A 22,029-nucleotide genomic window follows, 5' to 3' on the forward strand; every position below is an offset into this window, starting at 1 on the left:
ACATCTGAAAAGTATAAAAATGGGGCTGATCAGGCCCCATTGGTTCTCTCTTATGTCAAACACGCACGTAACTTACTTTTTATCAGTTTTTAAACCTGTCATCATTTAAACAGTCAGAAACTATAACCAACACCGAACATAAAGACCCATGGATCAAGGCGGGTTTTATATTTTTTATCTACATCCCCGACTTTGAACTTCACATCAGTTTCGATGTTCATCCACCAAAGTGAGGTATTCAGCATCCAGTTTTTATCCAGTTTATAATCCAGACCAACCTGACCTGCTATTCCCCAAGAGTCTTTTAGATCTAGGCTATTTAAATTAGCCCCACTTACGGTTTCATTATTATTAAATTTTTCGCTAAAGAATTTCGTGTAGTTAACACCAATCCCAACATAAGGGCGTAATTTATTTTCTGTGGAGCTAAAATAATATTGTGCCATCAATGTTGGTGGCAGATGTTTAACTTCGGCGATTTCACCTGCTATCGGCAAACTCACTCTGTGCTGGAATGGTGTTGCGGCCAGTAATTCAACACCTATGTTATCAGTGATCATATAACCAAAAGTTAAACCCAACTGAGTATTATTATTGACATCAAAAGATCCCAAACCTAATACATTCTCAGAACCAGCATTTGGCCTTACCGTTGCTGTACCTGCACGGAACAGGAAGTCCCCCGCTTCATGGGCGAAAGTAAATGACGGAGCTAACGTAGCCGCAGCCAATACGAGCGCAGAAATCTTTTTCATTATCCATCCCATTTATCGTTTTAAAATAGTCAGAAATATATCCATTTGTTTACTGTTATGATCTATACCTGTCATGTCTCAAGTTGCAGATTCCTTGATTACCTCTCGAAATATACTGGATATAAGACAGATCATATCTTTTAAAGATTTTTGGCAAAATAAGGTATTTACAACTTTATTATTTCACTTGATGAATATTTTAAATTGATCCAAATCAAAATTATCTGATTATTAATTTCATTGCTGTTTTTTATTTGTTTTTTTATATCAATTTTTAGTTATCAAAAAACAATTACGAATAGAGATATTTTATTATCAAATAACATCAATCAATAAATCTCTTAACATAAAATTAATATTTTTACCCTTTTTGATAAAGGATATCGATTCTATCATCTAATAGGAACACATTTTCCGTACCCCATGAACCTTGGATTTCAAGTTGCAAGACATCAGCAAGAAGGAAAATCTTGGGTATCCAATAATCCCCCTAACAAGGTACAATTGAACATTATCATCGTCGTTTTATTTGATAGGAGCCACTTTCATGCCCATCACGGCAAATACCCTGTATCGTGACAGCATCAACTTTTTGAAGAACCAACTGTTGAATATTGTCATACTCTCTGTCTTGGCCGCGTTGGTGACAACACTGCTCGAACATTTTCTCATGCCGAATGGTGAACAACTCAACTTATTGGTCGGGATACAAAATGCTTTTAAAGAATCCGGTAATGTAGGAGTCAAAGATTTTGTGGCTCAATTAACACCAGATGAGCAGTTCATGTTCTTGCGCACAGCATTTGGGATCTTATTTACCAACATATTCGGCAATACCTTACTTACTGCCAGTATGTTAATACTCATCAATGCTGTTTCCAATGGGCAGCAAACTAATGCCATTCATGCCAGCACATTATCGATCACACTTCTGCCAAGAATGTTTTTGCTAATGTTTATTTGCACCCTGCTGGTTCAAATTGGCTACGTTTTGATGTTATTACCAGGAGTTCTGTTCTCTATTGCATTTGCACTTGCCCCTATTTTTCTATTTGAAAAAGGCAAGAATGTTTTTGCTGCCATGCAGGCAAGTTGGAAGTTAGCATTTGAGAATATGCGCCTGCTAATACCTGCGATGCTGTTGTGGATTGCTGCCAAACTGATACTGGAGCTTTTATTGTCAAAAACTCCCTATTTGGTACTGTCTGTCTTGAATAACCTACTATCAGCCCTGCTGCTGGTTTACCTGTTCCGCTTGTATATGCTGGCACAAAATAAAACTACAAACGGTATGTAATAAACACTGAATAATCCACCTCGCTGCATTCTAGCAAGGTGGATTGCAATTATTTGGTTTGTTTTTCCTCAATTTGCAACTTACTTTGAATCATACGAATGGCAAAATAGAGATCGGGCACCACAATCAAATCTTCATCACTGCGGCTCAGTTTATTTTGTTTAATCCAGTAATTCAGTTCTGTCCTGCGCCCTGCCAAAACCAATGTCACGCCTTTCTCTTTTAATTCCGTAATCAACTCATCCAACACTGCAAAAACACTAACATCATCATAGGTAAAACTGACTGTCGCATCTACCACCAACCATGCAGGACGATTAGGTGCCCTTTCTACATGCTGTAATGCCCGTTTTTTGAAGTATCCGACATTAAAATAAGTCAAAGGAGAGTTAAAACGATACATCATGATGCTATCTACTGGCTTAATATCACTATCTTGATGGATAGAACGAACCATACCGTGCTCATTTACACCCAGCAATTGATCTGAAGGCCGGAAAATAATCCGCAAAAATTGCAACAACCCCAACAAAACAGCAAAACCGACACCATCAATAACCCCCACCAGTAAAACTGCAACCAGCGTGAAAATCGAGAGTATAAAAGCCTGACGATTACGTTTTCGGTATGCCCAGATATTCTTTAAACCCAATAGTGACCATGTGGAAAAAATCAGCACAATTCCCAGTGATGACAAAGGAATATGGGTTAGAAATGTTGTCATAAACAACAGCACCAATAGAATGGCGATAGCCGCAATCATTGATACCATTTGCGTTTTTCCGCCAATGGAGTCATTGACAGCAGTACGGCTACTGGCAGCGCTAACCGCAAACCCTTGTGACAACGATGAAGCGATATTGGCTATACCCAGCGCCCTGAGTTCTAAATCTGCATCAACCTGATAGCCGTTTTTAGTGGCAAAGCTACGAGCTGTCATCATAAAACTGACAAAACTAATAACTGCAAGGTTAATGGATGGAACAACTAAATCACGCAAGATACCAAATTCAAATTCAGGCATAGGTACAATAGGTAAACCCGTCCCCATATTACCAACAATTTGGATACCATATTGATTGAGTTCAAACTGCCAACTGATATAAGTCGCCACTACCATTGCCATCAATGGTGCTGGCCAGCTCGGTCTAATAACACGGACACAGAGCAATACCAACAACGTTATTGCAGACATTCCCACCGTCGGCCAGTCAGATTCCAACAACTTATGAGGCAGTGCAATTAATCGCTCAATCAATTCGGCAGGCAATCCAGAAAGTCCAAAAACCTTAGAAATCTGATCTGCGATAATAGTGATCGCCACACCATTCATAAAACCTTTCAGAATGGGGCGGGACAGAAAGTCAGCAAATGCCCCCAGCCGAAAATGGCTGGCCAGTATACACCAAAACCCCGTCATTAATGTCATGACAATGGCAAGCTGCCAACGTATATGTTCATTTCCCAGCGCCAACGGTGTCACAGCGGCGGCGATAACGGCACAAGTTGCTGCATCTGGCCCAACAATTAACTGTCGGGAAGTCCCAAACAGAGCATAAGCGAACATAGGTAAAATACAGGCATACAAACCAATAATTGCGCTAATGCCCATTAATTCAGCATAAGCAATCGCAACCGGCAATGCGACCGCAGCAACAGAAAGACCTGCCCGTATATCATGGCTAAGATATTCTTTACGATAATGACAGAGATTTCCCAAGCCTGGCATCCAACGATGCAATCTTTCCCACAACATGACTTTTTATGCCCTTTCGTGAAAACGGAGTCCACTATAATGCGGTGTTCAATGGAAACTCTCAAGTTCCTCATTACCAGCCCGACTTTTCATTCATTGTGATAAAATTATCCAAATAAATGAAAAATGTTTTTTCTTGATAAATAAATCATTTCATTGAGATCTGATACACTCTGGCATAAATTCAAGAACATGCCATCATTGGCGTCACAATGGGTTCAATTTATGAAACAACTTTTAGACTTTTTACCACTAGTCGTTTTCTTCATCGTCTATAAAATGTATGACATTTTCTATGCATCGGGCGCCCTGATTGCTGCAACAGGGTTGACTGTTGTCATCACTTACCTAATTTATCGTAAAGTCGAAAAGTCTTCCTTGATTACATTTGTCATGGTTACCGTTTTCGGTACACTTACACTCGTTTTCCACAGCGATTTATTCATTAAATGGAAAGTAACTGCCATTTATGCCATTTTTTCCTTAGTTCTGCTTGTCAGCCAATGGATTATGAAAAAACCGCTTATTCAGAGGATGTTGGGTAAAGAGTTGGAACTGCCTGATTTCGTCTGGAATAAATTGAATATGGCTTGGGCGATCTTCTTTATCACCTGTGCCTTGGCAAATATTTATGTCGCTTTCTGGCTACCTCAGGATATTTGGGTAAACTTTAAAGTGTTCGGGTTAACAGCATTGACACTGGTCTTTACTGTATTGAGTGTGGTATATATCTACCGTCATCTGCCTCGCGAACAAAAATAATGTAATGACCCATCAGATGGATACCTGTCGATACACCGACAGGTATTGTTATATTCACCAAATAAAGCAAGTTTTCTAATGACACAACAACAACCCTTACCAAACGGAGAATTGGTTCTCCGTACACTGGCCATGCCTGCCGATACCAATGCCAATGGGGATATTTTCGGTGGCTGGCTGATGTCTCAAATGGATATTGGCGGCGCAATTCTGGCAAAAGAAATTGCACTGGGGCGCGTAGTAACTGTTAGCGTAAATGGCATCAGTTTTCTGAAACCAGTTGCGGTAGGTGACGTCGTATGCTGTTATGCCCGTTGCCTTAGAACGGGGAATTCATCTATCACAATTCATATTGAGGTTTGGGTGAAAAAGGTGGCTTCTGAACCCGTTGGGCAACGCTACCGTGCAACAGAGGCGGTTTTCACGTATGTTGCCGTTGATGAGAATAATTCTTCTCGTCCTTTGCCTGAAGATAAAAGACACTTCAAACTGGAAGGCAGTGATTCAGAGTAACGATTTATTGGGAATAATACTAGAGTTAAAGGCTGTATTGCGTCCTTTAACTCTAGTAGGGAGTATATAGATAGGCTAGGATTGTGAAATACTGGTCACTTTAAACTCAATAGTAGTAACATACCCGGTTGCAGGCATTTTTTCATAACGCCATTTTCTCATCACTTTCTTCACTTCACGCTCAAAAACATTCTTGGGAGTTGAGGAAAGGATTTCGATGTTCCTCACTCTACCCTCTTCATCAATATCATACCTTACCTTCACTGTCCCTTCGGTACCCAACTGCTGCGCTCTGGATGGATAAACAGGATTTGGTCTATTTAACGCCCTTGGCCCATTTTGTGCTTTCGGTGCACCATTAACCGGTTTTTGATCACTCAGATTTTTTACTATCTGGGAATCTTGATCAGAAACAGATTTCAGTGGTTGTTCTGAGATTTTTTGAGTCTTTTTCTCTACCGGCTTAGATTCTTTCTTAACAATTTTTTTCTCTTCTCTCTTTTTCACTTCCGGTTTCTTTTCCGGCTTAGGGAGGGCAATTTTCGCGATAGGTTCAGGTTCAAGTGATTCAGGCTCAGGAACTGATTCAGACATGATAGGCTCAGAGATTGATGCCTCTTCAGCGGCCAATTGAACCATGGCAACAGACATAGGAGCGGCTTCTGGTTTTTCAGGTTTAATACCATGAAAAAGCGCCGCAGCAATAGAAATATGTAAACAAACAGAAAGTAGTATTGCCCAAGGTATCCAACGCATAAGAGAATTCTTGCTCAGCAGCATGATAGTCAGTTTTCAGATAGCCATTAGTTTAAATGCAAATGACTATCATATTCAATAACGATTCAAAAACATCTACACTTTTAAGCTGCTGTTTTGTCGTGATACGATAATTTCAAATCTACTGGGTACATATTATGCTACAGGCATTCTATATTTTGAATGAACAGAATCGACCTGCGGCTCTTGCAAGCATCTGTTTTACGCAATTTATAGATACGAAAATTACGACGTGACTGATCTTCCAACCAACGACGGCGACGACGGATGCTTTGACGGAGCATTCTCCAGCGCCCTACTTCATTACGACAGTGTTTCATCAGATACTTTCCAGATTCATTCTCTCATGGGGATCATTTATATTATTCTTAATCCTCACTATCAGAGATGTCAACCAATACTTGTCTGGCACAGATTAGATTGATAGTTTGTCTAAATTTCTAGAAACTTGTGGAAATGACAGTATGAAATACTTACAGTCAACTCAAACAGGAGCTCATTGTCGCAAACAGTTTGAACACAGCTATGAGCAAACATCGAAGTATACGCGCAGTACATATCTTTTGAACAAACTCTAGATTAACATGACAAATAAAATAGCCTAATGGATAGGCTCTTAAATAAATAGGATTAATTGCCACATATGACAACTTTTTATTCTGTACTAAGCTGGCTGGCGATTTTCTTATACTGGCTGATTATTGCTGGTATCACCATTCGAGTTTTAATGAAACGTCGCCCTGTGACATCAGCAATGACTTGGGTACTCATTATTTATATTCTTCCTTTAGTAGGAATTGTTGCTTATCTGTCATTCGGCGAATTGCATCTTGGCAAACGCAGAGTGGAACAGGCCAGACAAATGCGTTCATCTGTGGCCAAGTGGCTTGCAGAATTAAGGAAATCACCCTTCATTTTTACCAATGAAAATAGTGAAGTTGCTACACCATTATTTCAATTGTGCGAACGCCGCCAAAAAATCAAGGGTGTCAGAGGCAATAAAATGCAGCTAATGACATCTTATGATGATTCCCTGAAAAGCATTATCAATGATATTGAAAATGCTAAATACAATATCGAAATGGTGTTCTATATATGGCAGTCAGGAGGCTTGGTTGATCAAGTTACCGATGCTCTGATACGGGCAGCCAAACGCAGTGTTAAATGCCGGATTATGGTAGATTCAGCAGGAAGCTGGCAATTTTTCCGCAGCCCTTACCCTGATATTATGCGTAAGGCAGGCATTGAATTCGTCGAATCGCTGAAGGTTAATATTTTCCGTCTGTTCTTACGCCGTATGGATTTACGCCAGCACAGAAAAATTATCCTGATCGATAATCATATTTCATACACCGGCAGCATGAATATGGTTGACCCCCGTTTTTTTAAACAAGATGCGGGAGTGGGACAATGGGTCGACATCATGGTGAGAATGGAAGGCCCTGTCACCACAACACTGGGAATTGTTTATGCTTTCGACTGGGAAATGGAAACAGGAAAACGCCATCTTCCCCCACCGCCTGACAGTACCATTATGCCTTTCGAGCAAGCCAGTGGACATACCGCTCAAGTCATTGCTTCCGGGCCGGGATTCCCTGATGAATTGATCCAGCAATCCTTGATGACAGCTATTTTTTCCGCTCGCAATCAACTTATTCTTACCACACCTTACTTTGTGCCCAGTGATGATTTAATGCATGCAATTTGTACAGCAGCGATGCGAGGTGTTGATGTTAGTATCATAATTCCAAGCCAGAACAATTCATTTCTAGTCCGCTGGGCCAGCCGTGCGTTTTTTGCGGAATTATTGGAAGCAGGCGTAAAAATCTATCTATTTGAGGATGGCTTATTACATAGCAAGAGTGTTTTAGTCGATGGACAACTCAGCATGGTCGGTTCCGTCAATTTGGATATGCGTAGCTTGTGGCTGAATTTTGAAATTACAGTTGTGATTGACGATGAACACTTCGGCAATGATTTAACGCAGGTTCAGCAAAGCTATATTGTGCGCTCAACGCTACTTGCAAATAATGAATGGGAAAAACGACCAGTTTGGCATCGCATCCTTGAACGGGTATGCTACTTTTTCAGCCCCCTTTTATAATTCGTGCCAGAAAAAGTATTCATTCAATGTAGAACATGTTTTAATTTTATTCTGTTACTAATTTCGGACAATGCCATTATGGAAAATCAACCGACACATACTATGCAATTGGATATTAACAACCGAATGACAGAAGATGAGGCGCTTGAGAAAGCCTATGACATTTTTCTGGAACAGGCGCTCTCTAATCTCGATCCGGCTGATAGTTTATTGTTTAATTTGCAATTTGAAGAACGAGGTGGCGCTGAAGTATTAAAACCATCAGAGATTTGGTCTGAGCATGTTGATTTTAATTTAGAACCGGATTTTTTTTCAGAAGTCATTATTGGCTTGGCGGAATCGGAAGATGCCGAAATTGATGATATTTTTGCCCGTATTTTGATTTGTCGGGAAAAAGCTCACCCTATCTACCATATTATCTGGAAGAAATAACATATTATTAAAAATAAAATGTTACATTTAGTCGCCAGTTGAAATCATCAAATAATGTACACACAGCCTCCCATTCGGAGGCTGATTTTATAATTCTGTCCCGTCCTAAATAAGGTTGACAGGTAGTACCGACTCTCTGTGAACCTGGTAACCCGAACAGTCTCTCAAGACTGCTGAATTAATGAGGGCAGAGAGTGCGGATTTTCATCAAGGCTCACGGAAGCCGAATATATGTTTGCGACTACGTTGTCAGAAAATGCCCTCATCCACTTGAATTAAGTCGGTGTCCATATATCGGGTTAATTAGTTCATTCCCCGAAGAGCAAAATCTTTAAATCGAAACCCCATCAAAGCCAATGTAACAAAATAACTACCTGCGCCAGCAATCACAACGCCCATTAATCGTAGCAGGCGCATCGCCATATTGCCCTGCTCCCACGCTGGCATAAACCACAATACCGTCAGTAATACGCCGACCATAACCAATATTGCCACAACCAATTTCAACAGAAATCCACTCCACCCTGCCAATGGTTTGAAGATCTCACGTTTACGTAATTGCCAATAAAGCATAGAGGCATTAAAACAGGCAGCCAGACCGATAGAAAGCGCCAGCCCTGCATGCTTCAATGGGCCAATAAAAACAAGGTTCATTAACTGAGTCAAAATCAGGGTTGCAATCGCAATCCTAACCGGCGTTTTTATATCCTGGCGAGAATAGAAACCCGGTGCGAGAACTTTAACAACAATCAATCCCATTAACCCAAAGCAGTAAGCGATTAATGCCCGCTGAGTCATTTCTGCATCAAAGGCAGAAAAATTGCCGTATTGAAAGAGTGATACAGTTAATGGTTCCGCCAAAATACCTAATGCTACTGCACAAGGTAATGCCAAAAGAAAGCAGAGACGCAAACCCCAATCCATTAATTTTCTATATTCTTCATGATTTCCACTGGAAAAACTTTTTGCCAGTGAAGGCAGCAAGATCGTTCCTAATGCTACCCCCAAGACTCCAGAAGGCAATTCCATTAAACGGTCGGCATAATACATCCACGAAACCGAACCTGAAACCAGAAATGAAGCAAAAATAGTATTGATGATCAAGGAAATCTGGCTAACAGAAACCCCTAAGATCGCCGGTCCCATCTGGCGTATAACACGCCATACACTGCTGTCACGAAAAGAAACCCTTGGTAATACCAGCATGCCTATTTTTTTCAAATGAGGAAGCTGGTAAGCCAATTGCAAAATCCCACCGGCAACGACCGCCCAACCCAATGCCATGACCGGCGGATTACAATAAGGTGCAACAAACAGTGAGAAGACGATCATACTGACATTGAGCAACGTTGGTGCAAAAGCGGGGACAGAAAACCGATTCCATGTATTGAGGATTGCTCCTGCCAAAGACGCTAAAGAGATCAAAAAAATGTAGGGAAAGGTAATTCTCAGCAGATCATAGGTTAATGCAAATTTATCCGGTGTATCCGTGAACCCCGGAGCCGTCACATAGATAACCCAAGGTGCAGCAATCACCCCGATTATTGTGACTATCGCCAGAATCAGTGTCAGCATTCCTGACACATATGCGATAAACGTACGTGTTGCTTCATCTCCCTGCTGATTTTTGTATTCAGCCAGAATAGGCACAAACGCTTGAGAAAAAGCGCCCTCAGCAAAAATACGGCGTAGCAAGTTCGGCAGCTTGAACGCAACAAAAAAAGCATCTGTCGCTACACCAGCACCAAATATGCGGGCAATGATAGCATCTCGAATAAAGCCCAGAACGCGCGAAAACATCGTCATTGAGCTAACCGCTGCCAGTGATTTAAGTAAATTCATGGTGTTATTCTAAAAAGTGATTTTTATGAAATGAACATAAAAGATGTAAAGCTATCATCAAGATGTCATAAACGTGGTAGATAAAACATTCCGGTGAGATAGCAGCCGTGTTTCAAGTCTAACAGACAAAAATTATGTCTACATTGGTTATATAACTATAGTTTCATAAGCTACAAACTTATAAACCCGTCTTTCCCCACATATCATCCGTCAGTGATGTCAGTACATGGTCTTGCCAGATACCATCAATCATCAAATAATTCTTGGCGTAACCTTCCCGTTCAAATCCTAATTTCTTGAGGAGATTTCCACTGCGGTGATTATGTGGCATATAGTTGGCCATAATCCGGTGCATTTTCTGGTGGCGTTGTATGTAACGAATGGCAGGCTGCAACGCTTCATACATCAAACCCTGTCCCTGCCATTTTTCGCCCAAAGAGTAACCCAGATAACAAGAATAAAATGCTCCACGCACAACATTCGTGAAATTAGCAACCCCTATCACCTCATTTTCATCAAGGTCTAACAGTAAAAAATTAAATGCAGCCTCTTGTCTTTGCAGCTCGGCAAGATAACTCAATCTATTTGTCCATCCTGAAGGTTGATAAAAACTACCATCCCTTGTGGGTTCCCATGGTTTAAGAAAATCTTTATTTTCCGCATAATATTCAGCCAATCTATAGGCATCACGTTCATATACCAAACGAACAATCATCCTATCAGTCATAAAGCGAATCTTAGGCGATGCAGAACGATAACCAAACATGCCTTCTCCCGATCTTTACCTTGAAAAAATCCTCAATAATTTAGCTCTTATAAGCGTTTTTATCACCGTCTCACGATAAAAAAATATCATCTATACTCCTCTATCTTAAGGATAAAATTCAGTCCAGAATAACAAAAATTTATATTTATTTTTTCATATTTTGATGGTGCGAAATGTCATTAGTTTCACAAGCTCGTAGCTTGGGTAAATATTTTCTTTTATTCGACAATTTATTGGTTGTTCTGGGATTTTTCGTTGTTTTTCCCTTAATTTCAATTCGTTTCGTCGAACAACTTGGCTGGGCTGCCGTCATTGTCGGCTTTGCACTGGGTATGCGCCAATTTGTGCAGCAAGGGCTTGGCATTTTTGGCGGGGCTATTGCAGACAAATTCGGTGCCAAGCCAATGATTGTTATCGGAATGTTATTACGCGCATCGGGTTTCGCCATGATGGCAATGGCTTCCGAGCCTTGGATACTAATCCTTTCCTGTGTTTTATCAGCATTGGGCGGAACGCTGTTCGATCCCCCACGGGCAGCGCTGGTAATCAAGTTAACCCGTCCCCATGAGCGCGGTCGCTTTTATTCATTATTATTAATGCAAGATAGCGCAGGTGCTGTAGTCGGTGCTCTGCTAGGAAGTTGGTTGCTGCAATATAATTTTGATGTTGTCTGCTGGATTGGAGCAATAATTTTTGTACTGGCGGCACTATTTAATGCATGGTTTTTACCTGCATATCGCATATCAACAACCCGAACCCCCATCAAAGAGGGTATGAACCGAGTCATTAAAGATCGCCGGTTCTTTTACTATGTGCTGACATTGACTGGTTATTTTATTCTGTCGGTACAAGTCATGTTAATGTTTCCGATTATTATCCATGAAATTTCCGGCACACATACTGCCGTTAAGTGGATGTATGCCATTGAAGCTGTGATTTCTCTGACATTGCTTTATCCTATTGCCCGCTGGAGTGAAAAATATTTTCGACAGGAATACATTCAACAATAAAATAATCTTTTAAAAACAAATAAATAACATGATTGTAAAACTTATAAAATCAATATATGCACACACTCATGTACAAACAGAAAGCGTACTCAATACAGCACATAACAATAGATTTTACACTGGTTATATAGGAAAGATTGAGATCAATTCCAAGGAAGGACAGTAATCACCCTCAGTCATAACCCTGCCCTTTAACATATGGGATAATCCGTATGTACTGGACAGCTTAATTTCAAGCCGCCCTGCATTGTGATTTTCACAATAGAGATTTCCCCTATAGTTGACTAACCCATTGATTCTTTCGAGGGGGTCACTTTGACCACCCGAGAGCAACTGAAAAATATTTTTCACCTGATAGGCTGCCCTCTTTAAGAGGGTTGGTTAGTTATTGCTCTCCTCTTAAGGAGGTGTGCAAATTCTGTGAGTCAGCATTACTGTCGCACAAATTTTGCGAGTAACTATCCGTTACGCCCAAAGTCCGATTATCAGATAGCAGTTCTTGCCTCAGCCAATGAAGTAACCCATTGATTCCACCGCTGACCGTCAGATTGGCGAACCTGGCTAAACAGGTGAATGAATCAACGAAAAATTCCGCCGATTAGAGCTGAGCGAAAAATATCGCTGAGTGTAAGAAATATTTCTCATACCCCTTAGTTAAAGAGTGACAGGCCAAAGTGAGGACCTCGGTAATATGACCCCTTGAGATTAAGGAGTCCTTACACCATGCAAAAGGCTGGAGAGTTAAAAGGTGAGAAATCCCACCTTTAGGTAAGGGGCTGATTTTGCGTAATTCTGTCACAGTGCCAGAGATTAATAAAATCAAGGGGTTAGAAGGCGAAGAGGCAGTGTCTTTGCCAAGTCTTATAGCAATGTGAATGGATTTTATGGATGCCCTATCAGTCGTTCTGTGCCATCCTAATCAGAAGTTCTCTCCAGTATTGATGAACCTATTTTATTGACGTTCACAGGCGGAGAAGCAGCCCGTCTTCATGTTATTTAGCAATACACATTGTTGATTAAGTGAGGGAATAAATATGAGCATTCAAGATAAAAAGCCTGACAATCTCGCTTTAGAAGAAGATGAATTTGTTGTCGTTCCGACCCCTAAACATGTCAAAAAAGCTATTGAAGAGCACGCCCTAAGCCGCAACCATCCAAATGCAACACTGCAAGATAAGGGATTTGTTGTCCTGAGTAATGATGTCGATAGTAATAACGAAACTATGGCAGCAACGCCAAAGGCAGTGAAAGCAGCATATGATTTAGCCAGCATCGCTAACCAAAACGCTACAAAACCTCAAACTAAAGGCCCTATAAAATCAGTCATTGGTTCTTGGAATGTAAAGTCAACCATTTCTATTCCTGCTGATTTACGTGGACAAGTAATCACTTTTGTCAGATTGAGCGGGTTAAATGCACGGCATCAAGCACTACCAGTTCCTCTTGTTGATGGTATAACTGAACAAAGACTAGCTGGTCCTGATAATTACTGGGTGTGGTTAGAATTCAAATTCTCTGACAATTCGACACATATTACTGTAATAAATGGCCGTGGTGCTAATTTTGTTCAGATTTTTTATCGAGAATAACGAAAATACGCACCAACCTTCAGGGGTACACCGCCCCTGTTCTCATCCCCCACTTATCCAGACAATTCAACACCTGCCATTTAATAAAAAAATCACACACCCACCCCACCAGTGATGCAGTGGTTGGGGGTATCACGCCTTAATATAACCAATTAAAATCGTATTGATTTGAAACAATATTTTTTGTTGCGTTCTGTGTGAATTCATTACGCTGCTATCTCACAGATTAGGCAATTTCTGAAAGCATTTGCGGGGGTGGTTTAGTATGGTGAGATATACATCTTGGAATGAATGATAGTTACTATAATTGCACGGAAAATACGATAGTTACCTATTTATTATTCCAGCTATAACGTTAGCTTACGCGACAAAGGTAATGAATAATGCTGTATATAGTTAACCTGTCACTAGCATCTATATCGGAATATTATTTTCCAATAACAACATTATGATATGGCATTTTGGTTAAAAATATCGCAAAAATTCATTGACACAGAATGTCTACATAGCATAAGCTATTTAAACACCAAGCCTAGCCCCGTTCGTAGACAATAGTTAATATCTACATAACGGCTCTAGGCGTTTTTTTTGGATAAAAAATGAAAAAAACAGCAATCCTTATTGATTCGGGTTTCTTCATTCAAAGAATTAATGCTGTAAGAAGGAAGCATTTCAAAGAGCATAATATAAATGCTTCACATATAATAAAAATTATCTGGGGTTTGGTTCAGTATCATTTAAAATATAAACGTGACTCTCATGAGAATCGCGTTCCTTTAGAGTTATATCGAATATACTTTTATGATTGCCCTCCTCTCGATATTCAAACTCGATACCCCCTGCCAGCAGAAAAAGGACATAAGACTTCAGAGAGAAAAAACTTCAAAAATGAACCATCTTATATACTGAGAACTGAACTCCATGAAGAATTAAGAAAAAGCAGAAAAACTGCCTTACGAATGGGAACATTGGTTGATAATAAAAAATGGCAATTAAATGATCACACTCTTAAGGACTTGCTATCCGGCAAAAGAAAATGGGATGACCTCACAAACGATGACTTTCATTATGATATTAAACAAAAAGCGGTTGATATCAAATTAGGCATGGATATAACTATGCTGGCTTATGAAAAGCTAGTTGATGTTATCGTGCTAGTTGCTGGAGATTCTGACTTTGTCCCCGCCGCAAAACATGCAAGAACCAAAGGGATAGATTTTATTTTAGATCCATTGAGACAGGAAGTATCCCCATCATTATCTGAACATATAGACGGAATACAATCATATAACTTGATTTCAGCCATCGCAGACACACTCCAAGTAATGCCAAACCCTGAACCAGAATGGTGGGAAAAAAAAGAGGCATCAAGAATCCGTAGAAGAAAAGAACGATCAAACCAGAATCGCACCAATATCAGAAAAAGATGATAGCCCCTCCCACGAGGGCTTTTATTTATCCCTCCCTCCCCCTCACATTCCACACCGAATCTTCCGGCATCTGGACACGGACAGAAATAGACCTGCCAGCCGGAATATCAATCAAATCCCCGTCAGAATAACCCTGACGTACATTTCTGGCGAACTCCGGCGCGTTAGGGTGTTCCCGGTGATAGGTCATTAATTTGATTGAGCCGTCGGGCAGAACTTTATAATCAACCCAAATCAGCGGTAATTTATTTTTGCACATCGGAATTTCAACCCCACCATCGACTCCGCCCCATGCAGCATCGGCATTGAACCCCAGCACGTTTTTAATGAGATAGACGCCCTCAGACAGACGCTCAACCGTTGCACCTTCTGATTCGTCGTTGGTTTCAAATTTTCCATCGTTCCAGATTTTGATGATGGGGGAGGCTTTTTTCAAAAATCCGTCAACTACGGTGGTATTACCCTCTGTCCACACTCCCCACCATTGACTCCACTTACCAACCTCCCTGTACCTATAATAAAATTGTTTCTGCCAGTGTGCTTGTTGGTAAACATGGTCTTTGTGTCTGCTCAGTACCAGACAGGGGCCGTACACTGTACTCTGGATACCATTTTTGCTTGATACACCCGGACCAGCATAAACCCCGCTGAGAATCGCATTATTGTAATCACCATTAGAGATTGTTGCGCCATTCACTGAACCAATCCCGTAATCACCGATTTTTAGCACATCCCCCAAAGCCAGATTTTTCACAAACACCGCTTTATTCGGAATATCCGCCCCGTTCTGAGACTTATCCAATTTCCCTGTTACCGCCGCCTGCAATGCCCGTATCGACTGCAATGGCACCGTCTGACCGTTCGGCAAGGCCACATTCACCGTGCCATTTAGTGACATCCATTTGTCCATGTTCTGGAGGAAATTAACAATATAGCTGTTAATTGCCACCAAATGTCTGACGGCATCACCGATGGAATCTGGCGCGGTGGTCTGGATTTGGTAGGTGACGTTGCGGAGGGTCTCGCGGGCCTTATCCACCAGTACCAACTCAGTATCGGAGTTCACCGCCTGAATCATGTGTAACAGGTTACCGTTGCCGGCCTGGATTAAAATAAACTGTGCCGGGGCAACGCCGTTGATATTAGATTTAAACCGGGTGCCCGTGCCGCGGACAATAGCCGAGCCGGACACCGTAGAGATTGCGCCTTGTGAGTACATAATAAATTCCTGTGAAGAAAAGGTCAGAAAGGGATTAGCCTTCGATGGCGGTCAGGTCAACAATAAAGCCTTCCATCAGCGGAGGCGGGCCACTCCATGTACCCGGGTCTACCCCTCCGCCTCCCCGGTGCGCAAATTCAAATGAATACCTCATTTCAATTCTGCCATTGCTGTATCCGGGTTTGAAAGATTCGGCGTAGACGTCATAGACCCACTCGTCATCGAAGTAAGGCGGGTTGTTCGCGCCACTGATAAATTGCTTGTTTCTGTAATGATGCCGGGACTGGGACTTGATTATCATGTACCCATAGCGCCGATCTGCCCCTCCCGTATGCACAAACGGCGTGTTTTGATTGTTAGGGACATCAACATAAAACGGTTTCACGAAGGACAGCAATTTCATGGCAGATGAAAACATCAGTGCCCCGTTCTCGCTGTATACCTCCAGCCCGCTCCTCCCGTAAACATTCAGTTCAGACACCGGGGCAAAGAAATAGGTCCCGCCCGCGCCGTACACCTCGGCAAAGTTATAATATCCCTGCTGCTGGTTGTTCTCGCCCGGTGCCGCTTTTCTCAGAAACCCCAGCGCCGGGGATTTATCCGATATCTGGACAAAGCCATTATCGGTGTAAAATTCAATACCAAACATGTTATATCGCCCAAATCGTCACCCGGTTTATCATCTCATCCCAGCCGGCACCGCTCTGCCCGCCCCCCTTCCCCTTGTTCTCCCAGCGGTACACGTCATAGTCCACGTGATAGTTAAACGTGCTGCCGGAGACAGTGAAGCGGGTAAATTCATTGCTGATGCTGGTCGTTACAAGCCCCTGTTTATTCCTCATGTATAAAAAGAAACGGGCGGTCACATTTCCCCCTTCGCTTAAACCTGACAGATACAGGCTGCCGGATTTATTCAACGGGATAACGTGCGTCCCCAGAAAGCGCGGAATAATGTTATTAGTGGTGATAATCAACCGCCCCTTTTCGTCGTAAATTTCCAGTCCCATGCCCATTACCAGAACCCCATACGAATGCGTAATCTGCCGTTATTATCAAACAACTGTTTTAAATTATTGGTTTCTACCCAATAGCCCGAATTCCCCTGCCCGTAACTCACCATTTCCCCGGTGCGCATATTCAGCCTGAACCCGGTTCGCCGGCTGGGGTTGAAGTTGGTTGACTGGAGGGTGTCGGCAATCTTTGCGCTGGTGATGGTGGCATCACCGACAAGCAGACTATTGGCGAGCACCTGACCATTTTTAATCACAAAGACCGGCTCTGACTTCTCATTGGTCGGATTCACTACGGTAAACTGGTTCGCCCTGACACCGAAATGCGTTTCAACTTTGCCATTCTTCACCTCAGCACCAATCACCACCCCGGCCTTATAGAACTGTCCGTTGTACCAGACGCCCGCCCCGATATCCTTAATGGCATAACCGTTACCATCGACATTAAAGACTGCTATCGCCCTCTCTTCAATGGCCGCCGCGTTTTCCCCTACATTAACCTGTACTTTTTCCATTTTCTCCGCAAAGGCTTTCTGGTCGGTTATCTGAGTCGTTCTGACCTCCAGTATCTCCGCCCGCATCTCACCGTTTTCTTTCAATTGATGCTGAACCACAGAACCCATCAGGGCGGCATTTTCCATGATGGCCTCAGTAGTAAAATCAATCTGCCTTTCCAGCCGCTTTCCGGCCTCGGTGGTCATAAAATCATGCTCTAATTCATCCATGATAGCTTTGGTGTTGCTGTCTGGTATGCCGCTGGCTTCCACAAACAGCGACTTGCCGTATGTATTGAGCGTCCTAATGTAAAACCAGTAAGTCGTTCCGGCTCTGAGATGATCCTTGAGCCAGAAGTTACCCTGTCCCAGCCGGTCAGCATGGTTTATCACCGCCGGTTCATGTGTGTGATCCAGTTGCTTTTCGCTGAACCAAAACTCAAAGGTATGACCGAATGAGGCCACATCCCCTTGCCGGGGGACAACCGTCAGGGAGAAAAAGCCGGGGGTGATTTCGACATTAACCGGGGGCGGCGGGGCCTGAATGGAGAATTCAAACACCGCGGGGGCGGACATTGCACCGGCCGCATTGACTGCGCGCACCTCCGCCCGGTAATTTCCCCGAACCAATCCGGCAAGATTGACCGACTCACCGGGCACCTGAATAGTCTGAACAATGCGGGTATCCTGATAGATGGTCACGCGGTTAAAGGCCACTTCATTCACATTGCGCCATGACAGTACGCCCTGTATCACATCACCCAGTGTTTGCGGAATAAATGTCAGCGTGGTAGGTGAGCCGACACTCCCTGCGGGTAGCCGTGTAAAGGGCGGCCGCTCAAACGGTTTACTGATGGCGTCTTCGTACACATAGGCTCCGTCTTCCTCCAGTGTCAGATCTGCCCCGTCCAGCGCACTGAACCGCCAGTCAATCACCCTGAATTCCAGTTCACCGATCCCCAGCGTCGGCAAGTTTAGCCTGACCACCTGACCGGGGCGGTAAGCGTAGCCATCCAGATTCATTTTCAACTGCACCCGCCGTCCGGCACGCTTGCGGCGCAAATATTGAAGAGCCAGTCGCTGAGCCTGATAAGGGGTGGTGACAAACCGAAAATCCAGGTTTTCCTTAATCTCCAAGCCATCCTCGGCGATCCATTCATGCCGGATAACAGGAGTAAAATCAGTTTTGGTGTGGATTTGTTCGGCATCCACAAACGTGCCATAAATGGCGTTTGTCGCCTCTTTCAGCCCCACTTCGGGTGTCAGGGTCACGGTGTCGGTGATCTGGTTTTCATGAATTTCCAGCACCGCAGGACCATAGTATGCCCCTGCTAACATTCCGTGTTTACCTGCCATATACGTCGGGTCAGCCGCGACACAACGGTGCATGGCATCCAAAATGCTGGCGGGACTTTCTTCCAGTTCATAGGCCCCATTCAGCGTGTAACGGGATTCGCGCCCCCCGTCTGGGGTACCAATGCTTTCATCGCAGATATCAGCGGCCCGCTTGAACGCCCCCCAGTCAATGTCAGCATCCGGTACTTGCAGGTAACTGCGGTAGTAATCCAGAATGACCAGCGCCCCGTTATTGCTCCACGCCGTCTTTTGGGTTCGGGGATCGTACAGTTTCTTACCCCAGACCTCACACTTGATATTTGGCAGACCATAGGGAAATTTTTCTGTATCAAATTTGAGCGTCACGCGCAGCCATGCCATTTCCCGCCCTATCATGTCCGGTTTCCATGACGGGCAGTTCTCCAGCATAAAAGGATCGGCGTCCGTCCTGCCGTTGTGTAAGGCCCACTCTGCATGTTCACCAAATGATTCAATCTGGTCATCCCCCAGCCAGATTCGGCCAATTTTTTCAATCGGGTGCCCTGCCAGAGCAATAGCCAGCGTAATTTTTTCATGCTCATCCTGCTCGCCCGGCTCTTCCTCGGCAAAAAACAGCAACCCGGAAACAACCGTGCGCCCCACAATCACGGTTTCCGAAGCCGTTGACGAACGCAGCATTTGCTTCCTTTCGGCCTGATCACGGCCCATGCCCGGCATTTTGGGTTTATACATCTGACTGGCCGCAAACTGAACCGCCACCCCGGCTGCGATTAATGCCACCCCCAGACCCCCGGTGACAACCGCACCCGCAATCATCAACCCCGCTGATACCACACTCGCAATCGTCTGACCCATTATTCTACCCTCCACGCTTTCAATGGGCTGACATCAACCGGACGGGCACCATGGGGCGTCACTGCCCAGACCTGCCCCGCCCACAGGGCACCCAGGGTTTTTCCTTCTGCTGCCTGAAACATCACAATGTCACCCCGTCCGGCCACCGTGACCGGGATTGCGTCAAACAACCGATCCAGTGCCTGTGTCAGCGTCCCGAATTCTGATTTCAGGACACGCGCTGCCCCGAAGCGGGTGTTATAACGCCCCCGCACGGTTTCACCCGGGTCAAAACCACACACCGCCTGCACGCAATCGGCAGCAAACAGACAGCAGTCATGTTCACCCCATAAAAAAGGGCGACTCATTGCCGCCCTCAGTGTGTCCGGTAATCGGGTTGTCCATTGTCGGTGTCTCATGAGGGTTCTCCGTAAAATAAAAAACCCAGCACGTCGGCTGGGCTAAAATAATTTGTTGGGTAGATATAATTAATACTTAAATCCGATGCTCGGTCAAACAATCGCCTTTAATCAAAGGGCAAATACACAGAATGATTTACAGGGTCGATTAAGAGTGAGTTGAGACTTTTTGTATATCTTCGATTTCCTGTAATCTTTTTTCTATTGCTTTTTTGCGCTCCTTGAAATTATGTACATCACACTCATTCACTTTTAAGCCCATTTCAATCTCTCCCTTGCTATACTGCTGTAGATCTTTTATAGACTCAATAGGAGTGTTTTTGGCTCTACCTAATGCCTCTTTCAGCCCTTTTTCTGAGTACTTAGGACATCCTTCATACCAATACCCTTCCTGAGCCATAACATACGACGATGAGAAAAACAGAGCTACCAGAAGAAACAGAGAAGCACATTTCATACCATTACCTCACTCGCAATAAATTCGATTGGTCATGATATCACCTACTTATAAATAAAAGCAGGGGCATCTTTCTTATTCCCCCAGTAAATGGCGCGCTCTGCCATCTGCGCCACATACCGGAATATCCGATCGCCCTGTCGCCGGGCTGACCATGATTCATCGGTAAACCGATCAGGCAGCCCCATTGACCAGCGCTCAAAGCGGTTAGAAATAGTGACGGCAACGGCATTTTCATTTCCGGCCACCACATTAATGGTGGAGATTTGTCCTGCAAATAACATTTCTGCCAAGACAGGCTGCCCGTTATCCCCTATAGCCACCATCATGACCCGCGCATCCCGGCCGCGACCCCGTTCATTTAACACCGTCCCTATCAGTCCGCGATCAAAGCCGGTTAATTTCAAGATGAGTTGTGTCGGGCTGGTGGTCATATTTTCCGAGGCCGCTTCAATCTCGCCCAAACTGCCGACGCCGAGATACGTTTCACCGGCAATGACGAGATTCCCCACCCCGGTATGAGCACAAACCGCCCCGGAGACGAAATCCAGCCGTGCCGCCATAACGAGGGAAGCGCCCTCATTAATGGCCTTTACCATGTCATTAGAAAAAGGATGATAGAACATCAGAATAATGCCTCCTCAAAAGACAGGCTGGTACTGGTAAAAATACCGGGTTTGCGTTGAAAATTGCCCTGATCGTTACCTGTCTGCCTGAAAATGCCGAAAGGCTGCTCTGTCTCAATTTTGTCATGTAACCCGGGGGAATAACGCAGCATAGGCGAAATAGGGATGATTGCCATTCCCGCGTTATTGCTGACAACATCCCCTGTCGCCATCTTTAACTCATTACCCACCGTCAGGTAATCCCCCTGCCGCAGCACCCGCCTGTTCGGCTGCCAGCCATCAGTGTTCAGAGAGCGGCCCAATTGATTAGCGGCACTGACCTTGGGATATGGTGACCCCATACCCATGAGTCCGGGTCTCGCCCAATCGAACAAACGCACCCGACCCGATTCTCCGTCCAGCCGGGCAATCAACGATTCCAATAAGCGCGCCTTTTCATCTGTCAGTATGTTAAACGTTAGCACACAACGCCAGCGGCTGCCCGGAAACCGCACTGTCTGACTGCTGCCATTGAACACCGAAGTGAAGGTTTTGCTGTTGCTGATGAGTTGCCAGCTTAATGTATTGGGGATAACCGTTTCAGGCCAATCCAGAATCATTAT

At 43.8% G+C, this 22,029-nt stretch carries 21 protein-coding genes and 1 pseudogene; 8 read left to right on the forward strand and 14 right to left on the reverse strand.

The genetic code is table 11. The features are described from left to right. Positions 1-113 precede the first annotated feature (113 nt). Positions 114-755, reverse strand: coding sequence for an outer membrane protein OmpW (gene ompW, locus AACQ81_RS06605; RefSeq protein WP_237386691.1), 642 nt, complete (start codon positions 753-755; stop codon positions 114-116). A gap of 547 nt (positions 756-1,302) precedes the next feature. Between ompW and AACQ81_RS06610 the strand changes: the two genes are divergently transcribed. Further along, positions 1,303-2,052, forward strand: a complete 750-nt coding sequence (locus tag AACQ81_RS06610) for a YciC family protein (protein ID WP_237386692.1) — start codon at positions 1,303-1,305, stop codon at positions 2,050-2,052. Between the two features lie 49 nt (positions 2,053-2,101). On the opposite strand, the gene AACQ81_RS06615 is transcribed toward AACQ81_RS06610, so the two are convergent. Continuing rightward, positions 2,102-3,808, reverse strand: coding sequence for a SulP family inorganic anion transporter (locus AACQ81_RS06615; RefSeq protein WP_237386693.1), 1,707 nt, complete (start codon positions 3,806-3,808; stop codon positions 2,102-2,104). 225 nt (positions 3,809-4,033) lie between these two features. Here AACQ81_RS06615 and AACQ81_RS06620 point away from each other — a divergent pair, with 225 nt between their 5' ends. Both AACQ81_RS06620 and yciA read left to right on the forward strand, forming a co-directional pair. Further along, positions 4,034-4,570, forward strand: coding sequence for a septation protein A (locus AACQ81_RS06620; protein WP_237386694.1), 537 nt, complete (start codon positions 4,034-4,036; stop codon positions 4,568-4,570). 78 nt (positions 4,571-4,648) lie between these two features. Beyond that, positions 4,649-5,083: an acyl-CoA thioester hydrolase YciA gene (yciA, locus tag AACQ81_RS06625; RefSeq protein ID WP_237386695.1), complete on the forward strand. Its 435-nt coding sequence runs from the start codon at positions 4,649-4,651 to the stop codon at positions 5,081-5,083. Between the two features lie 75 nt (positions 5,084-5,158). Here the strand turns inward: yciA and tonB are convergent, their stop codons facing one another. Continuing rightward, positions 5,159-5,863, reverse strand: coding sequence for a TonB system transport protein TonB (tonB, locus tag AACQ81_RS06630; RefSeq protein ID WP_272903038.1), 705 nt, complete (start codon positions 5,861-5,863; stop codon positions 5,159-5,161). A gap of 137 nt (positions 5,864-6,000) precedes the next feature. Next, entirely contained in the window at positions 6,001-6,180 is a 180-nt protein-coding gene (locus tag AACQ81_RS06635) for a YciY family protein (RefSeq protein WP_237386697.1), read from the reverse strand. A gap of 323 nt (positions 6,181-6,503) precedes the next feature. On the opposite strand from AACQ81_RS06635, the gene cls reads away from it, so the two are divergent. Together cls and AACQ81_RS06645 are read left to right on the forward strand one after the other, a co-directional pair. Further along, complete coding sequence (cls, locus tag AACQ81_RS06640; RefSeq protein WP_237386698.1) at positions 6,504-7,964, forward strand: cardiolipin synthase; 1,461 nt, start codon at positions 6,504-6,506, stop codon at positions 7,962-7,964. 102 nt (positions 7,965-8,066) lie between these two features. Continuing rightward, positions 8,067-8,396 carry an HI1450 family dsDNA-mimic protein gene (locus tag AACQ81_RS06645; protein WP_237386725.1) on the forward strand — a complete coding sequence of 110 codons (330 nt, stop codon included), beginning with the start codon at positions 8,067-8,069 and terminating at the stop codon, positions 8,394-8,396. A gap of 303 nt (positions 8,397-8,699) precedes the next feature. Here the strand turns inward: AACQ81_RS06645 and murJ are convergent, their stop codons facing one another. Together murJ and rimJ are read right to left on the reverse strand one after the other, a co-directional pair. Further along, complete coding sequence (murJ, locus tag AACQ81_RS06650; RefSeq protein WP_237386699.1) at positions 8,700-10,238, reverse strand: murein biosynthesis integral membrane protein MurJ; 1,539 nt, start codon at positions 10,236-10,238, stop codon at positions 8,700-8,702. Positions 10,239-10,416: 178 nt separating this feature from the next. After that, positions 10,417-11,004, reverse strand: coding sequence for a ribosomal protein S5-alanine N-acetyltransferase (rimJ, locus tag AACQ81_RS06655; RefSeq protein ID WP_237386700.1), 588 nt, complete (start codon positions 11,002-11,004; stop codon positions 10,417-10,419). 173 nt (positions 11,005-11,177) lie between these two features. Between rimJ and mdtH the strand changes: the two are divergent. The 3 genes and pseudogenes from mdtH to AACQ81_RS06670 form a co-directional block, all read left to right on the forward strand. Further along, positions 11,178-11,999, forward strand: a pseudogene (mdtH, locus tag AACQ81_RS06660) (multidrug efflux MFS transporter MdtH); the annotation flags it as partial. Between the two features lie 1,049 nt (positions 12,000-13,048). Next, positions 13,049-13,603, forward strand: a complete 555-nt coding sequence (locus AACQ81_RS06665) for a tail fiber protein (protein WP_237386701.1) — start codon at positions 13,049-13,051, stop codon at positions 13,601-13,603. Between the two features lie 599 nt (positions 13,604-14,202). Further along, positions 14,203-15,033 (forward strand): NYN domain-containing protein, encoded by an 831-nt coding sequence (locus AACQ81_RS06670; RefSeq protein ID WP_237386702.1) that lies wholly within the window; start codon positions 14,203-14,205, stop codon positions 15,031-15,033. Between the two features lie 25 nt (positions 15,034-15,058). On the opposite strand, the gene AACQ81_RS06675 is transcribed toward AACQ81_RS06670, so the two are convergent. From AACQ81_RS06675 to AACQ81_RS06710, 8 genes are all read right to left on the reverse strand, one after another. Then, entirely contained in the window at positions 15,059-16,252 is a 1,194-nt protein-coding gene (locus AACQ81_RS06675; protein ID WP_237386703.1) for a pyocin knob domain-containing protein, read from the reverse strand. 34 nt (positions 16,253-16,286) lie between these two features. Beyond that, positions 16,287-16,901, reverse strand: coding sequence for a hypothetical protein (locus tag AACQ81_RS06680; RefSeq protein ID WP_237386704.1), 615 nt, complete (start codon positions 16,899-16,901; stop codon positions 16,287-16,289). 1 nt (position 16,902) lies between these two features. Next, positions 16,903-17,265 carry a hypothetical protein gene (locus AACQ81_RS06685; protein ID WP_237386705.1) on the reverse strand — a complete coding sequence of 121 codons (363 nt, stop codon included), beginning with the start codon at positions 17,263-17,265 and terminating at the stop codon, positions 16,903-16,905. Next, positions 17,265-19,946, reverse strand: a complete 2,682-nt coding sequence (locus tag AACQ81_RS06690; protein WP_237386706.1) for a phage tail tip fiber protein — start codon at positions 19,944-19,946, stop codon at positions 17,265-17,267. The genes AACQ81_RS06685 and AACQ81_RS06690 overlap by 1 nt, the downstream gene beginning before the upstream one ends. Continuing rightward, positions 19,946-20,344 carry a DUF6950 family protein gene (locus AACQ81_RS06695; protein ID WP_237386707.1) on the reverse strand — a complete coding sequence of 133 codons (399 nt, stop codon included), beginning with the start codon at positions 20,342-20,344 and terminating at the stop codon, positions 19,946-19,948. The genes AACQ81_RS06690 and AACQ81_RS06695 overlap by 1 nt, the downstream gene beginning before the upstream one ends. Before the next feature lie 148 nt (positions 20,345-20,492). Beyond that, positions 20,493-20,801, reverse strand: coding sequence for a hypothetical protein (locus AACQ81_RS06700; RefSeq protein ID WP_237386708.1), 309 nt, complete (start codon positions 20,799-20,801; stop codon positions 20,493-20,495). A gap of 44 nt (positions 20,802-20,845) precedes the next feature. Next, positions 20,846-21,427 carry a hypothetical protein gene (locus tag AACQ81_RS06705; RefSeq protein WP_237386709.1) on the reverse strand — a complete coding sequence of 194 codons (582 nt, stop codon included), beginning with the start codon at positions 21,425-21,427 and terminating at the stop codon, positions 20,846-20,848. Next, a complete protein-coding gene (locus AACQ81_RS06710) occupies positions 21,427-22,029 on the reverse strand; it encodes a hypothetical protein (RefSeq protein WP_237386726.1) in 603 nt (200 codons plus the stop codon). Before AACQ81_RS06710 ends, AACQ81_RS06705 begins: the two co-directional genes overlap by 1 nt.

The sequence above is a fragment of the Xenorhabdus sp. Sc-CR9 genome, assembly GCF_963897815.1.
Classification (GTDB): domain Bacteria; phylum Pseudomonadota; class Gammaproteobacteria; order Enterobacterales; family Enterobacteriaceae; genus Xenorhabdus.